Genomic DNA, 17,201 nt, shown 5'->3' with positions numbered 1-17,201 from the left:
CCCCACCCCCACACGCCCGGCCCGGCGCGGCGGGGGGCCCCCCGGGGGGGGGGCCCCCCCCGCGCGCCCCCCCCCGGGGGGGGGGGCGGCCCCCGGGGGGGGGGCGGGGGGCCCCGACAGCGTGTGGCCGTTCTGGCATCGCGTGCTCGGTCCGGGGTGCCGGCCCTGATCTTCCGAAGCTACGGCGAAGTGACAAATAGCTCTCTGCAGCGGATCCGGGATGCGCTTGTCAGCGTTTTTTGATCTTCCGGGCTCATCGAGGGCCGTGCTCGGCGAGGTTGGTCCGGTCATGACGACCGGAAGGAACCTGGGATGCGGCAGGAGGGTCAGTCCTGGGACGGGGTGTCGGCGTCGGTCTCGGCGAGGATGTCCTTCAGGAGGGTGGCGGCGGTCATGGCGTTGGGCCATCCGGCGTAGAAGGCCAGGTGCGTGACGGCCTCCACCAGCTCCTCCCCGGTGAGTCCGTTCTTCAGTGCGGTTCGCAGGTGGAAGCCGATCTGGTCGGTGCGGTAGAGCGCCACCAGGGCGGTCACGGTGACCAGGCTGCGGTCCCGCTTGGACAGGCCAGGACGCTCCCAGACGTCGCCGAAGAGAACGTCGTCGGTCAGCTCGGCCAGCTTCGGAGTGACGTCGCCGACGAGCCGCTGCGCTGCGGACTGCTGCGGTGCCATGTTGTTGCTCCTGCTCATGTGTCGTGCGGTGGGGATGGAGGGGAAGGGCTCTGCGGGCCCGGGTCATTGGGCGGTGCAGCCGCCGTCGACGGGCAGGGCGATGCCGGTGACGTAGCCGGCGCCGGGGCTGCACAGCCACAGGACGGCCTGGGCGATCTCGTCGGCGGTGCCGAGCCGGTGGATGGCCTGGCCCGTTTCGGCCTGGTCGCGGTCGAGTTCTCCGCCGTCCACCATGGCGTCGACCATGGGGGTGCTGATGGTGCCGGGGCAGACGGCGTTGACGCGCACACCGCGCGGTCCGTATTCGAGGGCGGCGCTCTTGGTCAGGCCGATGACGCCGTGCTTGGAGGCGTGGTAGGCGGCGCGGCCGGGGTTGCCGACGAGGCCGCCGAGGGAGGAGCAGTTGACGACCGAACCGCTGCCCTGGTCGCGCATGTGGCGCAGTTCGTGTTTCATGCTCGCCCAGATGCCGCGCAGGTTGATGCCCTGGACGCGGTCGAACTGCTCGGCGCTCTCGTCGGCGGCGTCGGTGGGCGGGGGCATGATTCCGGCGTTGTTGTAGGCCATGTCGAGCCGTCCGAAGGTCTCCACCGTGCGGTCGACGGCGGCGGCGACCTGGTCCTCGTCGGTGACGTCGCAGACCAGGGCGAGGGCCTGGTGGCCCGCGTCGGTGAGCTCCTTCGCCGCATGGTTCACGGCTGTCTCGTCGATGTAGGCGAGGGTGACGGCGGCGCCCGCTTCGGTGAAGGCGCGGGCGGCGGCCAGGCCCATGCCGGAGGAAGCGCCGGTGACGAAGGCGACCTGGCCGGTGAAGTCGTAGGTGGGGTTCATGGGGGGGTGACTCCTCACGTGGGATTTCGACGCCGGGGTGGGGTGGGGATGCCGGTCTCAGCGAGTGGACCCCCGAGCAGATCCGAGCCCATGACGGACCTCCAGCACCCTTCCCCGATCGACCGGTCGGACGCCGACGACATCGAACAGCACGCCTGTCCGAAGTGTGACGCCCAGCCCGGCTCGCCCTGCCGCTCGCGCGGCGGCGCGGTCACCTCCGCTCACCACACCCGCCGCTTCACGAAGGTGCCTCGGCTGAAGAAGGCGCTGCGCGTGCCGGCCCGGCCGACCGCGGACCGGGCCGACCGTGGCGGCCGGGCACCTCACCGCCGGCACCGATCGACCCGCACCTGCCGAGCGCGGACATCCGCATCGGCTACGCCCGCTGCTCGGCCCTCGGGCAGGAACTCGACTTCCAGCTCGACGCGCTCAGCGAGCACGGCATTCTGATCACAGAGAGCTACTCGTCACCTCGCCGTAGCTTCGGGAGCGGAGGGCCGTGTCGGCCCGGCCCGCGGCGGACGGGAGCTGGTGCCGCCGGGGGGCGAGCACGCGGACCCGCCGGGCGGCCCGGCCCCTCGGCGCCTGAATCCGGGAAAGGACGCGGGCCGGCCGGAACCGTTTCGGTTCCGGCCGGCCCGCGTCCTCGCGGTGCGCCCGGCGCCGGGCGCACCGCGCGCACCCTCACCCCCGCAGCAGCTTCTTGATGATCTTTCCCGCGGGATTGCGCGGCACCTGCTCGATGAACTCCACGCGTCGCGGCCGCTTGTACGGCGCGAGCAGCCCCTTCACGTGCGCCAGCAGCTCCGCCGGACCCGCGTCCGCCCCCGGCTCCAGGACGACGTACGCCAGGGGCACCTCGCCGTAGTCCTCGTCCGGCATCCCGACGACCGCGGTGTCCCGCACCGCCGGGTGGGTCATCAGGGCGCGTTCGATCTCCGAGGGGTAGACGTTCTGACCTGCGCGGATGATGACATCCTTGGTGCGGTCCACGAGGCTGACGCGGCCCTGCCCGTCCACGAACCCCAGGTCGCCGGTCCTGACCCAGCCGTCGAGGGTGATCTCGCGGGTGGCCTCCGGATCGTTCCAGTAGCCCTGCATGAGCCCCGGCCCGCGCACGACGATCTCGCCGATCTCGCCGCACGGCAGATCCCGGCCGCCCTCGTCCACCGCGCGCGCGGACATGCCCGGTACGACCCGCCCGCACGGGATGCGGACGGTGACGTCCCCGGGGGCGGGGTGCTCGTCGGGGCCGAGGGTCACGAACGGGCCGCCCACCTCGGTCATGCCGTACACCTGCCGGAAGCCGCAGCCGAGCCGGTGGACGGCGTCGGCGTACACGTCGAGCGGCATCGGGGCGGCGCCGTACAGGATCTCCCGCAGGGAGGACAGGTCGGTGCTGTGGGACGCCTTGGCCTGCAACACGAAGCGCAGCATCTGCGGCACCATCCACAGGTGGGTGGCGCGGTGCCGTTCCACCGCGGAGAGCGCCCGCTGCGGGGTGAAACCGGGCATCAGCACGACCGTGGCGCCGGCCGCCATGTAGGTCAGCGACACCACCATGCTGCCGTGGTAGAGCGGGCAGCAGTTGACCATGACGATGTCGTCGGTGGGCCGGGCCATGACCAGCCAGCCCAGGGCGATGGCCCGGAAGGACCCGCTGTCGACGGTGACGCCCTTGGCCTGCCCGGTGGTCGCCGAGGTGTGCAGTACGGCGATCGGGTCGGTGTCGGCCACGGCGGGCAGGTCCCGCTCGGCGGCCAGGGTGCCCAGCGCCTCGAAGGCGGGCTTGTCGAAGGCCAGCCGCATCCGCACCGACCCCGGCAGCTCGGTGTGCCGGTCCAGCAGCTCGGACTCGCCGAGGACGGCCACCGCCCCGACGCGTTCGACGATGCCGATGACCTCGGGCACGGCCAGGCTGTGGTTCAGCGGCACGAACAGCGCGCCGAGCCGGGCGAGCGCGAAGTACGTCTCCAGGACCTCGACGCGGTCCTTGGAGAGCACGGCGACCCGGTCACCGCGTGCGATGCCCAGATCGGCCAGCCCGCGCGCCAGTTCGGCCGTCCGGTCGTGGAACTCGGCCCAGGTGACGCTGCGTTGCTCGTCCACCAGCGCCGTCCGGTCGGGGAAGCACTGGCGGTTGCGCTCCAGCAGCTGTGTCAGCCACATCACGCACCGCCGGTGGCACCGCCGGTGGTACCGGCGACGGAGTGCTCGGAGACGAAGCGCTCGTAGTCGGCGATCGTGCGCAGCTTCTCCATGTCCTCCGCGGTGATCTCCACGCCGAGCCGCTGCTCGACGAGCAGGACGAGACGCACCAGGTCCCCGGAGTCGATGCCGCTGGCGGCGAGGTCGACGTCGTCGCCCACCGTGTCCGCGTACTCGGTCGTGCCGGTGAGTTCGACCAGCAACTCCCTGATGGTGCTCATGGTTTCCCCTTTCGCCCCGGCGTGCCGGCCGCCGTGCGGATCTCGACTGTCACCCCCTCAAGAGGCGGAATCGGCCGGTCCCACTCCCGGACCCGCTCGTGAGCTTTGTCACGCGCCCGAACGGCGTGCGGCAGGGATAGCCGGCGCCTGCGTGCGGCCTCTTACCGCACCGAAGAGACGTGTTCCGGGAGAGGTGTTCCGGCACGGCGGAGACGGAGAAGGAGTGATGCGAGTGCCCAGGCAGCCGGTACCGGTCCGGGCCGTGGGAGGGCGCCCGGCGCGCCGCGTCACCGCGGGACACCTCGCTGGTGCGGGCGGTGTCGCGTGAGCGCCCGTGCGAGCGCACAGGCCGCCGCTGCCGTGTCCGCGGACGGGAGCGCCGTGTCCCCGGACCGGGGTGCCGGGCCGGTGGGCGGGACGGCGGCGTCCGAGAGCCGGGGTGCCGGGCCGGTGGGCCGGACGGCGGCGGCCGAGGCTCCGGGAGCCGCGTCGGTGGAAGGGGGAGCGGTGTCCGAGGGACCGGGAGCCCCGCCGGCGGACCAGGACGAGTTGCTCGCGCACTTCGACGCCCTCATCGCCGACGGCGAGACGATCGAACCGCGCGACTGGATGCCCGACGGATACCGCCGCATGCTGATCCGTCAGATCGCCCAGCACGCCCACTCCGAGATCATCGGCATGCAGCCCGAGGGCGCCTGGCTCACCCGGGCCCCGTCCCTGCACCGCAAGTCGGTCCTCATCGCCAAGGTCCAGGACGAGGCCGGCCACGGCCTGTACCTGTACTCGGCCGCCGAGACGCTGGGCGTGGACCGCGCCGACCTGCTGGAGGCCCTGCACCGGGGACAGCAGCGGGCCTCCGCCACGTTCAACCACCCCGCGCTGACCTGGGCGGACACCGGGGCCATCGCGTGGCTGACGGACGGCGCCGCCGTCATCAACCAGGCCCCCCTGTGCCGCACGTCCTACGGGCCGTACGCCCGGGCGATGCGCCGCGTCTGCCAGGAGGAGGCCTTCCACGTGCGGCAGGGCTACGACCTGATGCGCGCGCTGTGCGAGGGGACGCCGGAGCAGAAGGAGATGGCGCAGGACGCGGTGAACCGCTGGTGGCTGCCGGCTGTCGCGCTGATGTTCGGGCCACCCGACACCGAGGCCGGCGGTGCCGACGCGCGGACCGCCGCGCTGGGCGCCGCGGTCTCCCGCCGTGCGATCGCCTGGGGCATCAAACGCCACACCAACGACGAACTGCGCCAGCGTTTCGTCGACAGTTGCGTCCCGCAGGCCGAGCGCCTCGGTCTGACGCTGCCCGACCCGGCGATCCGCTGGAACGACGAGCGCGGCCACTACGACTTCACCCCGATCGACTGGGACACCTACCGCGAGGCGCTGGGCGACGACACGCACTGTGCGCGGCAACGGATCGCGCACCGGACCGCCGCGCACGACGACGGCGCCTGGGTGCGGGAGGCGGCCGCCGCGTACGCCGCCCGCACGGAAGCGGAAGCGGAAACAGAAGAGGAAGCGGAAGCGGGCGCCGGCGCGTCGCCGGCCGGAGCGCCCGCCGGAGAGCGGACGGGGACCGGCGGCACGGACGAGGCGTCCGGCGTCGCCGACCCGCAGCGGACGGAGGAGCACGCATGACCCGCGACCGCGAGGGCGCACCGGCGTCCTGGGAGGTCTTCCTGCGAACCCGCCGGGGGCTGGCGCACCAGCACGCGGGATCGGTGCGCGCGGCCGACCCGGACGCGGCGCTGGCGCTGGCCCGTGACCTGTACGCCCGCCGCGGCGACCCGCTCTCGCTGTGGGTGGTCCGCTCGGACGCCGTGCACACGGCCTCCCCGGACGAACGCGACCCGTACTTCGCCGCCGCCCGCCACAAGCCGTACCGGTATCCCGAGCACTTCGCACCGCTGACCGAGAAAGGGCCCGATGGTGACCACGCCGAGTGACACACGCGCGGACCTGGGCGCGGGGGCTGCCGCGGCCGGTGCCGCTCCGGTGGCGGCCGACGGCACCTCCTCCGCTCCCGGAGCCCGCACCGACGCCGATCTCGCCCTGCACCTGCTGCGCCTCGGCGACGACGCCCTCGTCCTCGGGCAGCGCCTGTGCCAGTGGATCACGCGCGCACCGACCGTCGAGGAGGACCTGGCGCTGTCCAACATCGCCCTGGACCTGATCGGTCACGCCCGCACCCTGCTCACCCGCAGCGGGCAGCTCGACGGGACCGGCCGCACCGAGGACGACCTCGCCTTCACCCGCTCGGAGCGCCGGTTCACCAACGCCCTGCTCACGGAGCTGCCCAACGACGACTTCGCGGTGACCGTGGCCCGGCAGCTGGCCTACACGCACTACGCGGTCCTCCACTACGAGGCGCTGGCGGGCTGCGCCGACGCCGAACTGGCCGCCTTCGGGGCCCGGGCCGCCAAGGAGGTCGCCTTCCACCGGCTGCACGCGGACCGCTGGACCCTGCGGCTGGGACGCGGCACCCCGCAGAGCACCCGCCGCATGCAACGGGGCCTCGAGCGGGTGTGGCCGTACACCGCCGAACTCTTCGACGAGGACGACGTGACCCGACGCCTTGCCGCCGCCGGCACGGTGCCCTCACCGGCACCCCTGCGCGGCGAGTGGGAACGGCGCGTCACCCACGTCGTCACCGGCGCGGGGCTCACCGTGCCCACGGCCTCCTGGTCGGCCAGGGGCGGCCGCTGCGGCCTGCACACCGAGCAGTTCGGCCCGCTGATCGCCGAACTCCAGTCGGTGCACCGGCAGTTCCCCGGAGGCACCTGGTGAACGGCCCGGCACCGACCAAGACACCCTCCCCGCTGCACGAGGTGCGCGAGCGGGTGGAGGCCGTCCCGGACCCGGAGCTGCCGGTGATCGGCCTGGGCGACCTCGGCGTGGTGGTCTCGGTGGCCCCGGGCGCCGACGGAGTCCTCGAGGTGGAGATCACACCCACCTACCTGGGCTGCCCCGCGCTTCCCGCGATCACCTCCGCGGTGCGGGAGGTACTGACCGCCTGCGGTCACCCCGACGGCCGCGTGCGGCAGGTCCTGTCCCCGCCCTGGACGACGGACCGCATCACCCCCGAGGGACGGCGCAGGCTCGCCGCGAACGGCATCGCCCCGCCGGTGTCCCCGGCCCCCGCCGGACCGGTCCCGGTCGAGCTGGGCGGGGTGCCCTGCCCGCACTGCGGTTCGCGGGTCACCCGGCCGCACCTGCCCTTCGGGCCGTCCCGGTGCCAGTCGGTGATGTGGTGCACGGCGTGCCGCGAACCCTTCCCCCACCTGACCGCGCTGTGAGGCCGACCGTGAACACCGCCACCCCGCCCACCGCCCACCGCGAGGCGCCTGACGACCGGGACCGGGACCAGAATCAGGACCGGGACCGGGACCGGGGCCAGAACCGGGACCAGAACCGGGACCAGGACCAGAACCGGGGCAGGCGCCCGCGCACCGGCTGGCACTGCCTGGAGGTCACCGAGGTGCGCCGTCTCACCGCCGACGCCGTGGCCGTCGGCCTGGAGGTACCGGCCGCGCTGCGCGAGGTCTTCGCCCACCGGCCCGGCCAGCACGTCGTCGTCCGCCATCACCGCGCCGCCGGCGAACTGCGCCGCAGCTATTCGGTGTGCCCGCCGCCCCACGACCCCCGGGCGCTCCGCCTGGTCGTCAAACGGGGCGGACCCGACGGCTTCGGCGCCCACGCCACCAGCCGCCTCGCACCCGGTGACCTTCTCGAACTCTCCCCGCCCACCGGCGATTTCGCCCTGCCGGCCCTTTCCCGCGGTGCCCATTACGTCCTCCTCGCCGGCGGCTCGGGCATCACCCCGCTCGCCGCCATGGCCGCCCACGCGCTGCGCCACGACCCGGCCTGCCGCGTCTCCCTCGTCCACTCCGTCCCCACGTCCGCGGACGCCCTGCTGGCCGACGAACTCGCCGGACTCAAGGACGTGTTCCTCGACCGGCTCACCGTCCTGTACGTCCTCACCCGCGAGGACCGCGGTCACGGCGACGGCCCGTTCGGCGCACGGATCGACGCCGGGAGCCTGTCCCGTCTGCTCGCGGCGACGGATGCCCGGCCCGGCCCGGACACCGCGTTCGCCCTGTGCGGCCCGCCCGGCCTGGTGGACACCGCGCGACAGGTCCTGACGGACCGGGGAGCCGACCCGGCCCTCGTGCGCTGGGAGTTGTTCACGGCGCCCGGCACGTCACGGCGGACACCGGAGACGGCCGAACCGGTCCGCACGGCCGAACCGGTCCGCACGGCGGCGGCGGTCCCGGGCGCGGGGGAGACCCGCGTCACCGCCCTGCTCGGCGGGCGCCGGCACGTCGCCACCGTCCTGCCGCGGGACACGGCGATCCTCGACGCGCTGCTGCGGGCGAACCCCGACGTGCCGTACGCCTGCCGCGAAGGAGTGTGCGGCAGCTGCCGCGCGAAGGTCCTGTCCGGCCGGGTGGCGGCGGAGGGCCAGTACGCCCTGGACCAGGGCGACCGCGCCGCCGGCTACACGCTCGTCTGCCGGGCGCGACCGGGCACCCCCGAGGTCACCCTCGACTTCGACGCATGACCCGCACCGGCGGGCAGGCCGCCGGGTCACCACGCCGCACCACCACGCCGCACCACCACGTCGGACCAGGACGCCGCACCACCACGTCGCACGACCACCGAGCGAAGGAGAAACGCGTTGACCACCACCGCCCGCCACGAGGGGAAGACCGCCCTGGTCACCGGAGGCAGCCGGGGCATCGGCAGAGCCATCAGCCGCCGCCTCGCCCGGGAGGGCGCCCTGGTCGCGGTCCACTACGGTCACGACCCGGCCGCCGCCGAACGGACGGTCAAGGAGATCGAGGCCGACGGCGGCCGCGCCTTCCCCGTGCACGCCGAACTCGGGGTGCACGGTGACGCCGACACACTGTGGTCGGCCTTCGACCGGGCACTGGCCGACCGGGCCCCGGCCGGGCAGGACGCGCCGACCGGGCTCGACATCCTCGTCAACAACGCGGGCATCACCGTCCCGCGCCCCCTCGCCGAGGTGACCGAGGACGACTTCGACCGGGTCTTCGCGATCAACACCAAGGCACCGTTCTTCATCATCCAGCGCGGCCTGGACCGGCTGCGCGACGGCGGCAGGATCGTGAACATCTCCTCCGTGGCCACCCGCGTCGCCTTCCCGGCGATCATCTCGTACACCATGACCAAGGCCGCCCTCGATCACCTCACCCTCTCCCTCGCCCAGGAGCTGGGACCCCGCGGCATCACGGTCAACGCCGTGGCGCCCGGCTACACCGAGACCGAGATCAACCCCACGCTCAGCATCCCGGAGATCCGCCGCCGGTACTCCGAGGCCTCCGTGTTCGGCCGGCTCGGCGACCCGGCGGACATCGCCGACGTCGTCTCCTTCGTCGCGAGCGACGACGCCCGCTGGGTGACCGGCCAGTGGATCGACGCCTCCGGCGGTGCCCACCTCGGCGTGTGACACCACGGCCCGGTACTCCCGCCCCCAGCGGGCGCCCCTTCGCCGACGGGTCACCACCCCGGCCGTCCGTCGGCCGCCCCTCCAGGAGTTGCGATGAACGACAGCACGTCCGCGCTCGCCGAGCCGGTGACGGACGACTCCCCGACCCAGCCCTTCACGGGTGCGAGTCCCTACGACACGTACGTCCACGCGTCCGTCCTCAACTCGCTGCAGCACCCGCTCACCGAAGCCCCCGACGAGATGGCCTTCCTCGTCACCACCCAGGTGATGGAGCTCTGGTTCACCCTGATCGTGCACGAGTGGCGCACCGCACGCGTGGCCCTCGCCAAGGACGACCTGCGCGCGGCCACGGACGCCCTGGCGCGCAGCCGCCGGGCGCTGACCGCCCTCAACGGCGCCTGGGCACCCATCGCCGCGCTGACCCCCGCCCAGTTCAACGGCTTCCGGGCCGCGTTCGGCAGGGCCTCCGGCTTCCAGTCGGCGATGTACCGGCACATGGAGTTCCTCCTCGGCGACAAGTCCGCCGGGATGCTGCGCGCCCACCGGGGCGACCCGGCCGTCCACGAGGCACTCGGGGACACCTACCGCGAACCGTCCCTGTACGACGAGGTGCTCGCCTTCCTGCACCGGCAGGGCCTGCCCGTGCCGCGGAGCGTCCGCGAGCGGGACGTCACCCGCCCCTACGCCTGTGACCCCGCGGTGGTGGAGGTCTGGCGGCACGTCTACGCGGGACCGCAGCACCATCCCCACCTCGCGCTGGGCGAACTGCTCACCGACATCGCCGAACTGGTCACCCGCTGGCGGTTCGAGCACGTCCTGGTGGTGCGCCGCGCCATGGGCTCGAAACCGGGCAGCGCGGGCTCCGCCGGCCTGGCCTGGCTGGAGAAGCGCGCGGCCCGCCCGGTCTTCCCCGAACTGTGGGAGGTGCGCGGTGACGTCTAGGGTCATCTCCGCCTTCGCCGCCGAGGAGGAGAAACGGGTCCTCGGCCTGAAGCCGGTGCTGGCACCGGTACACGGCCGCTACGGCGACCACCCGCACCAGTCCTACGACGCCTGGCCGGCCGACGATCCCGACGCGCCCCTGGTCGTCCTGCTGCACGGCGGCTACTGGCGCTACGACCGGATGCACCTCACCCCCTTCGCGGCCCACCTCGCCCAGCAGGGCTTCCACGTCCTGCTCCCCGGCTTCCGCCGCTCCGGCGGTGCGGGCGGCTGCCCCGAGACCTTCGACGACGTCGCCCGGATCGTGGACACCCTGCCCCAGGGGCGGCCCTACGTCCTGGCGGGCCACTGCTCCGGCGGCCACCTGGCCCTGTGGTGCGCCGCCCGCGGACTGCTGCCCGCGGGCTCGCGCTGGCACACGCGCACCCTGCCCACGAGTGTGCTCGCCCTCGCACCGATCACCGACCTCACCGCCACCCGGCGCGACGACCTCAGCGACGGGGCCGCCCTGCAACTCCTGGGCGGCGAGGAGGCGTTCGACCGCTGGTTGCCCGAGGTCGACCCGCTGACCCTGCTGCGCGGGGCCGGCACGACCGGGGTGCCCACCGTGCTGCTGCACGGCGCCGTCGACGAGGAGGTCCCGCTCACGCAGTTCAGCGACTACGCGGCCGTCCACCACGACCTGAGGACGGTCGTCCTGCCCGGCACCGGCCACTACACCCTCATCGAACCGGGAGCACCCGGCGCCCGCGCGGTCGCCGACACCCTGCGGGAGATGTCGGCCGCGTTCGGCCCGCGGCCCTCCGACCGGGCGGACGAGGAGGCCGCACACCGATGACCACCGCACTCCCGGCCCCGACCGCCCTGCGCGAACTGGCCGCGCGGCGCGACGCGGACGACCCCCTGGCCCCCCTCCGCACGCGGTTCCTGCTCCCGGCGGACGTCGTCTACCTCGACGGCAACTCCCTCGGCCCGCTGCCCGCAGCCGTCCCGCCGGTCCTCTCCGACGTGGTGACCCGCCAGTGGGGCACCGACCTGATCGGCTCCTGGAACGCGAACGGCTGGTGGCAGGCTCCCCTGCGGGTGGGCGACGCCGTCGGCGCGCTCATCGGGGCCGCGCCGGGGCAGACGGTCGCGGGCGACTCCACCAGCGTGCAGCTGTTCACCGCGCTCGAGGCCGCCACCACGCTCCGCCCGGACCGGCCCCTGCTGGTCACCGACCCCGGACACTTCCCGACCGACCGCTACCTCGCCGACGCGGTCGCCCGCCGCCGGAACCTCGAGGTGTGCCGGGTCCCCCCGGCCGACCTGCCGCGGTTCCTCGAGACCGACGGCGCCCGGGTCGCCGTCGTCAGCTACTCGCCCGTCGACTTCCGCACCGGCGAACTGCACGACATGCGGGCGCTGACCCGGGCCGCGCACGAGGCCGGTGCCCTCGCGCTGTGGGACCTGTGCCACGCGGCCGGAGCCCTGCCCCTCGACGTCGACACCCTCGGCGTGGACCTGGCCGTCGGCTGCGGCTACAAGTTCCTCTCCGGCGGCCCCGGCGCACCCGCCTTCCTGTACGTGGCACGCCGTCACCACGCCGCGCTCGAGACGCCGCTGCCCGGCTGGACCGGTCACGCCGACCCGTTCGGTCTGGGCAGGGACTACGCCCCCGCCCCGGGCATCGCCCGCGCCCGCATCGGCACTCCGCCGATCCTGTCCCTGCTCGCCCTCGAAGCGGCCCTCACCGCCTTCGACGGCGTCGACATGACCGAGGTCCGCCGCAAGAGCCTGTCGCTGACGGGCTTCTTCCTGCGCTGCGCGGAGGAACTCCTCACACCCGAGGGCTTCACCCCCGTCACCCCGGCCGAGCCCGGCCGCCGCGGCAGCCAGGTCACCCTGCGCCACCCCCACGCCCACGGGCTGGCCCTCGCCCTCGCCCGCCGCGGTGTGATCGCCGACATGCGCGCGCCCGACCTGCTCCGCTTCGGCGTCAACGCCCTCTACACCACCCACCAGGACCTGCTCACAGCCGCAACACGCCTGCGCGACATCGCCCACGAGGCCGCCTACGACCCGGCGCCACCACCCGCGGGACCGGTCACGTGAGGACTCCGTCCGCGCACCGGGCCGCACGTCACCGCCGCGGGCCGGCCCCGTGAGGACATCCGCACCGTGCCGTCTCAACCGTCGACCACGGCGTCTCCGGCGGGCGTCACGGCCTTTCCGCGACGTTCCGCCCGGCGTCCGCCCGTCCCAGGGCGCGTAGTTCGGCGACCCGCGCGTCGAGGTAGTCGCGGCAGAAGGCCATGTGGTCGGCGTCGTCGTAGCCGCGGGGTCCGGCCTCCACCACGAGCAGCAGGCCGAGGTACAGCCCGTAGAGCGACAGACGGTGGCGGAACGCGGGCCCCGAGCCGAACCGGCCGCCGGCATCCGCGTAGCCCGCGACGAGCGCGCTGTCCGGGCCGGTATCGCCTCCGAACGCCAGGGAGACCAGTTCGGCGGCCGGATCTCCCCAGAACGCCCGTTCGTGGTCGATGATCCCCGTGATGCGGGCGGCCGATCCGTCGTCGGCCGTGCGGACGAAGACGTTCCCCGGCCACAGGTCGAAGTGGACCAGGCGGGGCTCGGTGACCTGGTCGAGCGCGTACCCGCCTTCGGCCACCAGGGTGCGCACGTCGTCGGGAGCGACGCCCAGCGGGGAGTCCCAGCGGGCGGCGTCCTCCAGCAGTGCCTCGGTCATGCCGGTGAACGCCGTCCGCCAGTCGGCGGCGGACAGGGCCGACTCCGCGGCCGGGTAGCCGAAACGGCCGTCCTCAGGGGCCAGTCGGTGCAGGGACGCGACGATCCGCCCCAGCTCGCGGCGCAGCGACGACGTGGTCGTGGGCGGGAGTTCGTCCGTGAGCTTGTCGAGCTTGGCGGGCTTGTCCAGCTTGTCCCAAGGTGTGCCCTCCAGCACGGAGAGGACGAGGAAACCGTCCCCGGCGTGGAGGAGTTCGGGCATGGGCACGCGGTGGCCGGGAGCGGCCGCGGCGAGCCGGTAGACCATGGCCTCGGTCGCCATGATGCCCCGCTCGTAGCGCAGCACCGGAACGTCGTCGCCGGGTGCGAGCTTCACGACGGCGGGGCGGCCGTCGTCGAGCAGAACCCGGTAGGCGGTGTTGTACCAGCCGTCCGTCAGCTCTGCTTCGATCCGGCATCCGATGCCTGCCGACGCCCGGAGCAGCGCGTCGAGTTCGGCCGGGGCCAGCCGGCGCTTGGTGCTGCTCAGCATGGCACCTCCTTCCGTGGTGGGAGCGCTCTCATGATGTCCCGCCCCGGCATCGCCGACAACCGCCGTCGGTGACCGTCTTCGTGGTGCCCGTGACGGCGTCCGGGCACGTGCCGTTGGGGATGCCCGTGTACGTCGCCGAGCCGGTCACCGTGACGAGCGCGAAGCTGTCCGCGCCTCCGCTGGTGCAGCGGCGCTTGTAGGCCATGCCGCCGGAGATGCCTTCCGTGGCGTACTGGCCCGTCTGGAGGGCCGGTGCGGCCCGGCGGATCTGGTTGAGCCGCTGCACGTGCTTCACCGGCGGCTGGGCGAGCGTGGTGGCGACCTGACCGCTCGCCGACGCGACGGTGCCCAAGCCGGACGCCGGGACGGAACCGGCCAGTTGGCCGCCGTGGTAGGTGGGTGGTGTGGGCGGCGGGTGGTGCGGGCTGTGGTCGGTGTCGACGGTGTCTGGTGCGGTCTGGCGCCGGTCGGTGCGTGGAGGCGGCCCCGGCGGGTGGCGGATGTCGGCACTCGTCCAGCGGTGCGCGCGGTCCGCGCCGCGAACGGCGACCGGGGCACCTTCCCCGGCAGGGCACCGGTTCCTAGAATGTCATGTACATGCTTACTCAAGGAGGCTCCTTGTCAGGGCTGACACGCTCGGGAACGGCAATGATCATCGCTCTTGCCTCGCTCCACGGGGCTGTCCCCGCCGACGCGTCACCGGCTCCTCCCGCGGTGTCGTCGTTGTCCCCGCACACGATCGACGCCTCCCTGCCGGGCGCGGCCTTCGCCGTCGCGGGCGACGTCGAAGGAGACGGCCGTCAGGAACTCGTGGCCACGGGGTTCGGCCGCTTCCAGGCCGTTCCGGGAGGCCCGCCGGTCCCTCCGGCGGCCGGTGTTCTCGCCGTCTACCGGCAGAGTGGACGAGACCTCGACACCTGGTCGAAGCGGCTGGTGTTCGACACCGACGCCGCGATCCCCTTCCCCAACGAACCGGGTGTGGCCGACATCGACCGCGACGGAGACCGCGACATCGTGGTTCCGGGCGGGTTCATCGGCTGCACCACGCCGTGCGGATCCCTCACCTGGTGGGAGCACCGTGCCGGCGGTGTCTGGAAGCGCCATGACATCGTGGCGCCGGGCAGTTCCCCCCTCTTCTACCACCGTGCCGTCCTCGTCGACTTCGACGAGGACGGCCGCAAGGATCTGGTGACCGTCGGCGAGTCCTTGCAGCCCGTCACCAGGATCGAGGGCCGGCCTCCGGCCAACGCCTGGATCCAGGTGTTCCGGGGCGTCGACGGGCCCGAACGCTTCAGCAGGGAACCGGTCGACCTCGCGGCCGGTGGCGGTGCTCTGCCCGTCGTGGCGGACGTCGACTCCGACGGCGATCTGGACGTGGCCTCCGCGCAGTACTTCGAGCCGGGCGCCGCGTTCATGTGGCTGGAGCGCACCACGGCGCCGGACACGAACCACCCGTTCGGCGGCTTCACTCCGCACGTCATCGACACCACGCAGGGCAGAGCGATCCAGTTGCGGCCCGTGCGGAACCTGTACGGCGACGGCTCCACCGTCTGGGTCGGCTCCAACCACACCAACACCGTCTTCCCGCCGGGCTCGACCGACCCGACTTCCCAGGTGGTCTCGTTCTCGGTGCCGGCCGACCCGCGTTCCCCGTGGGGCACGACCCCCCTGTCGACGGGCATCGTCTCGCGCGGCAGGGCAGGCCAAGCCGCGCCCGGCGTGTTCGGCAGCGGTGACCTGGACGGAGACCGCGACATCGACCTGCTGGTCTCCGGCGACGGTGACGACCGGCTGTTCTGGCTGGAGCAGAAGGACGACCACACCTTCGACACCCATGTTCTCGCCACCGCCGCCGGGCAGGCGGGAGGCGCCGTGGTCACCGATCTCGACCGCAGGTGGCCCCCGCGCAACGAGGCCGTCTTCACCGTGTTCGAGTCCGACAGCGTCGTGGTCTGGTCCCGAAGCTGAGTTCCGTGCCCGCCCTGCCCGCCGCGCCCTCGGGGACGGCCGCCCGCAGAACCACGGGCGGGCCGCCGTCGCCGGGTCGGTGACCGGGCGGGCGGCCGCGGGGCTTTCCCCGGCCGCCCGCCCGGCGACGTGCTCACACTGCCGGTGCGCTCTGAACGGTCACGGCCTCCCCGCGTCCGGCCGGCACGGTCGTCGCGGAGCTGCCGCCGTCGCGCGTCGGAGCGTTCAGGGCTTGGCGGAGTACACGACACCGGCCAGGTTCTGGGCCGCGGAGCCCCACACCTGGTCGTACAGGGAGGAGTCGACGCCGAGCGTGTGGAGCAGCCAGGCGGTCGTGATGCCATAGGTCAGTTTCAGCTGGGCGGCGCGGGTGATGGTTCCGCTGTCACAGCCGATGCCGGAGCTGTCCTCGAATCCGCAGTGGAACCCCCCGGTGATGACGCGCAGCTGAGTGGCGGACGGCTTGGCGTCGTACATCTTCTGCTGGTTGCCGGCGACACCGGCGATGCTGTCGGCACTGCCACCGACGTACTGGACGGGGATGCTCAGCGCGCCGGAGGCACTGACGGCCGAGGGGTTGGTCTCCGCCGCCGCGAGGGTGGAGACGGACTTGACTGCCGCGTTCCGGCTCGCGGCGAGCAGTGCGGAGCCACCGCCCATGGAGTGCCCCGAGACGGCGAGCCGGCCGGTGCTGACCGCGCCCGCGAACCGTGAGCCGGTGGTGCTGTTCTGGGTGGTGAGCCAGGTGAGCGCCGCGTTCAGATCGTCGGCGAACGCCGAGTGGCTGGGGAAGAGGCCGCCCTGGGACTTGGGCACGACGGTGATGATGCCCCAGGAGGCGTAGTGCTTGAGCAGGCTCTCGTACTGGGTGATGGCCTGGAAGAAGCCGTGTCCGAAGGCGAGGCCGGGGTGGGAACCGGCGGCGACCGGCGCGTTCGCCCCGGCCGTCGTGCCGGGGTACCAGACGCGTGCGCTGAACGAGCGGCCCGAGGCGGAGACGGTGAGATCGGTGTAGGCGACAGGGAACGACCCCGTGGTGGAGGGGTCCGCCGCCCGGACCGGGGGCGTCGCCGGTGACGCGTGGGCGGCCGGTGCGAGGGCGAAGGCGGCTGCCACGCACAGCAGCAGCGCGGTCGAGGACCGCAGGAGTGTACGGAACACGAGATCACCTTTTCTGTGGGGATGAAGCAGTGATTTCCGGTGGTACGTCTCCGTGATGTCCGGGTGTTCTGGGGCTCTGGGGCTCTGGGGTCGGGCCCCACTCCACCGCGGGCACACCCGTGAGCCCGAGCGGTGTACGGGGGAAGCTCACCGAGCTGAGAATCGCGCCGAAGCCGGAGCGAACCCGGCCCGGACCGGGACCGGTCCGTTCGCACCGACGCGGCGCGGCGCGAACAGCTGGGCAGGCTCTGGATCGGCTGGTCGCGGGGGGTCGCGGCGGGTCGCGCACCCCGCAGCCACCGGTCGCCGGGACGCCCGCCCCCGGAGCACGAGGTGAAGCCGTGCAGAGCGCGGCCGGGGGCCCGGGGCCCCCCCCCCCGCGGGGGGGGGGCGGGGGGCCGCGGGGGCGGGGCGGGGGGCGGCCCGGGGCCGCGCCCCCGCCCGGGGGGTTAGCCACCCCCCCCCCGGGA

Annotated in this window: 16 protein-coding genes and 1 pseudogene; 10 read left to right on the top strand and 7 right to left on the bottom strand. The window is 73.6% G+C overall.

What is annotated here, in order from left to right; all coding sequences use genetic code 11:
- Nucleotides 1-326 precede the first annotated feature (326 nt).
- The 4 genes from ACGFQC_RS25645 to ACGFQC_RS25630 all read right to left on the bottom strand — a co-directional run bounded on the left by ACGFQC_RS25645 (nucleotide 327) and on the right by ACGFQC_RS25630 (nucleotide 3,931).
- A complete protein-coding gene (locus ACGFQC_RS25645) occupies nucleotides 327-671 on the bottom strand; it encodes a carboxymuconolactone decarboxylase family protein (protein ID WP_363092429.1) in 345 nt (114 codons plus the stop codon).
- Between the two features lie 63 nt (nucleotides 672-734).
- On the bottom strand, nucleotides 735-1,502 hold the full coding sequence (locus ACGFQC_RS25640) for a glucose 1-dehydrogenase (RefSeq protein WP_363092368.1): 768 nt from the start codon (nucleotides 1,500-1,502) through the stop codon (nucleotides 735-737).
- A 684-nt stretch (nucleotides 1,503-2,186) separates the two neighbouring features.
- Complete coding sequence (locus tag ACGFQC_RS25635) at nucleotides 2,187-3,671, bottom strand: class I adenylate-forming enzyme family protein (protein WP_393288715.1); 1,485 nt, start codon at nucleotides 3,669-3,671, stop codon at nucleotides 2,187-2,189.
- A complete protein-coding gene (locus tag ACGFQC_RS25630) occupies nucleotides 3,671-3,931 on the bottom strand; it encodes an acyl carrier protein (protein WP_363092289.1) in 261 nt (86 codons plus the stop codon). The genes ACGFQC_RS25635 and ACGFQC_RS25630 overlap by 1 nt, the downstream gene beginning before the upstream one ends.
- Nucleotides 3,932-4,438: 507 nt before the next feature.
- Here ACGFQC_RS25630 and paaA point away from each other — a divergent pair.
- The 9 genes from paaA (at nucleotide 4,439) to ACGFQC_RS25585 (ending at nucleotide 12,437) form a co-directional block, all read left to right on the top strand.
- On the top strand, nucleotides 4,439-5,569 hold the full coding sequence (gene paaA, locus ACGFQC_RS25625) for a 1,2-phenylacetyl-CoA epoxidase subunit PaaA (RefSeq protein ID WP_363092288.1): 1,131 nt from the start codon (nucleotides 4,439-4,441) through the stop codon (nucleotides 5,567-5,569).
- Nucleotides 5,566-5,877, top strand: a complete 312-nt coding sequence (locus ACGFQC_RS25620) for a 1,2-phenylacetyl-CoA epoxidase subunit B (protein WP_363092287.1) — start codon at nucleotides 5,566-5,568, stop codon at nucleotides 5,875-5,877. Before paaA ends, ACGFQC_RS25620 begins: the two co-directional genes overlap by 4 nt.
- A complete protein-coding gene (gene paaC / locus ACGFQC_RS25615) occupies nucleotides 5,861-6,718 on the top strand; it encodes a 1,2-phenylacetyl-CoA epoxidase subunit PaaC (RefSeq protein ID WP_393288740.1) in 858 nt (285 codons plus the stop codon). The genes ACGFQC_RS25620 and paaC overlap by 17 nt, the downstream gene beginning before the upstream one ends.
- Complete coding sequence (gene paaD / locus ACGFQC_RS25610) at nucleotides 6,712-7,227, top strand: 1,2-phenylacetyl-CoA epoxidase subunit PaaD (protein WP_393288738.1); 516 nt, start codon at nucleotides 6,712-6,714, stop codon at nucleotides 7,225-7,227. Before paaC ends, paaD begins: the two co-directional genes overlap by 7 nt.
- A 167-nt stretch (nucleotides 7,228-7,394) precedes the next feature.
- Nucleotides 7,395-8,492 (top strand): 2Fe-2S iron-sulfur cluster-binding protein, encoded by a 1,098-nt coding sequence (locus tag ACGFQC_RS25605; RefSeq protein ID WP_393288736.1) that lies wholly within the window; start codon nucleotides 7,395-7,397, stop codon nucleotides 8,490-8,492.
- Nucleotides 8,493-8,609: 117 nt separating this feature from the next.
- Entirely contained in the window at nucleotides 8,610-9,401 is a 792-nt protein-coding gene (locus ACGFQC_RS25600) for an SDR family oxidoreductase (protein ID WP_363092283.1), read from the top strand.
- 93 nt (nucleotides 9,402-9,494) lie between these two features.
- Nucleotides 9,495-10,343, top strand: coding sequence for a tryptophan 2,3-dioxygenase family protein (locus ACGFQC_RS25595; RefSeq protein ID WP_363092282.1), 849 nt, complete (start codon nucleotides 9,495-9,497; stop codon nucleotides 10,341-10,343).
- Nucleotides 10,333-11,181 (top strand): alpha/beta fold hydrolase, encoded by an 849-nt coding sequence (locus ACGFQC_RS25590; protein ID WP_363092281.1) that lies wholly within the window; start codon nucleotides 10,333-10,335, stop codon nucleotides 11,179-11,181. Before ACGFQC_RS25595 ends, ACGFQC_RS25590 begins: the two co-directional genes overlap by 11 nt.
- A complete protein-coding gene (locus ACGFQC_RS25585) occupies nucleotides 11,178-12,437 on the top strand; it encodes an aminotransferase class V-fold PLP-dependent enzyme (protein ID WP_363092280.1) in 1,260 nt (419 codons plus the stop codon). The genes ACGFQC_RS25590 and ACGFQC_RS25585 overlap by 4 nt, the downstream gene beginning before the upstream one ends.
- 106 nt (nucleotides 12,438-12,543) lie before the next feature.
- Here the strand turns inward: ACGFQC_RS25585 and ACGFQC_RS25580 are convergent, their stop codons facing one another.
- Nucleotides 12,544-13,602, bottom strand: coding sequence for an aminoglycoside phosphotransferase family protein (locus tag ACGFQC_RS25580; RefSeq protein WP_363092279.1), 1,059 nt, complete (start codon nucleotides 13,600-13,602; stop codon nucleotides 12,544-12,546).
- 61 nt (nucleotides 13,603-13,663) lie between these two features.
- A pseudogene (locus tag ACGFQC_RS25575) lies at nucleotides 13,664-13,990 on the bottom strand (alpha-amylase); the annotation flags it as partial.
- Between the two features lie 260 nt (nucleotides 13,991-14,250).
- On the opposite strand from ACGFQC_RS25575, the gene ACGFQC_RS25570 reads away from it, so the two are divergent.
- On the top strand, nucleotides 14,251-15,570 hold the full coding sequence (locus tag ACGFQC_RS25570; protein WP_363092278.1) for a VCBS repeat-containing protein: 1,320 nt from the start codon (nucleotides 14,251-14,253) through the stop codon (nucleotides 15,568-15,570).
- Between the two features lie 225 nt (nucleotides 15,571-15,795).
- Here the strand turns inward: ACGFQC_RS25570 and ACGFQC_RS25565 are convergent, their stop codons facing one another.
- Nucleotides 15,796-16,731 (bottom strand): alpha/beta hydrolase, encoded by a 936-nt coding sequence (locus ACGFQC_RS25565; RefSeq protein WP_363092277.1) that lies wholly within the window; start codon nucleotides 16,729-16,731, stop codon nucleotides 15,796-15,798.
- Nucleotides 16,732-17,201: the final 470 nt, after the last annotated feature.

The sequence above is a fragment of the Streptomyces sp. NPDC048734 genome, assembly GCF_043198675.1.
Classification (GTDB): Bacteria; Actinomycetota; Actinomycetes; order Streptomycetales; family Streptomycetaceae; genus Streptomyces.
This window is presented reverse-complemented; position numbering and strand designations above follow the sequence as displayed.

Excerpts from the sequence above, each read along its gene's own strand:
- ACGFQC_RS25630 (WP_363092289.1), bottom strand. The coding sequence starts at position 3,931 with ATGAGCACCATCAGGGAGTTGCTGGTCGAACTCACCGGCACGACCGAG.
- ACGFQC_RS25580 (WP_363092279.1), bottom strand. The coding sequence starts at position 13,602 with ATGCTGAGCAGCACCAAGCGCCGGCTGGCCCCGGCCGAACTCGACGCG.
- ACGFQC_RS25620 (WP_363092287.1), top strand. The coding sequence starts at position 5,566 with ATGACCCGCGACCGCGAGGGCGCACCGGCGTCCTGGGAGGTCTTCCTG.
- ACGFQC_RS25595 (WP_363092282.1), top strand. The coding sequence starts at position 9,495 with ATGAACGACAGCACGTCCGCGCTCGCCGAGCCGGTGACGGACGACTCC.
- ACGFQC_RS25585 (WP_363092280.1), top strand. The coding sequence starts at position 11,178 with ATGACCACCGCACTCCCGGCCCCGACCGCCCTGCGCGAACTGGCCGCG.
- ACGFQC_RS25640 (WP_363092368.1), bottom strand. The coding sequence starts at position 1,502 with ATGAACCCCACCTACGACTTCACCGGCCAGGTCGCCTTCGTCACCGGC.
- ACGFQC_RS25570 (WP_363092278.1), top strand. The coding sequence starts at position 14,251 with ATGATCATCGCTCTTGCCTCGCTCCACGGGGCTGTCCCCGCCGACGCG.
- ACGFQC_RS25645 (WP_363092429.1), bottom strand. The coding sequence starts at position 671 with ATGGCACCGCAGCAGTCCGCAGCGCAGCGGCTCGTCGGCGACGTCACT.
- ACGFQC_RS25635 (WP_393288715.1), bottom strand. The coding sequence starts at position 3,671 with ATGTGGCTGACACAGCTGCTGGAGCGCAACCGCCAGTGCTTCCCCGAC.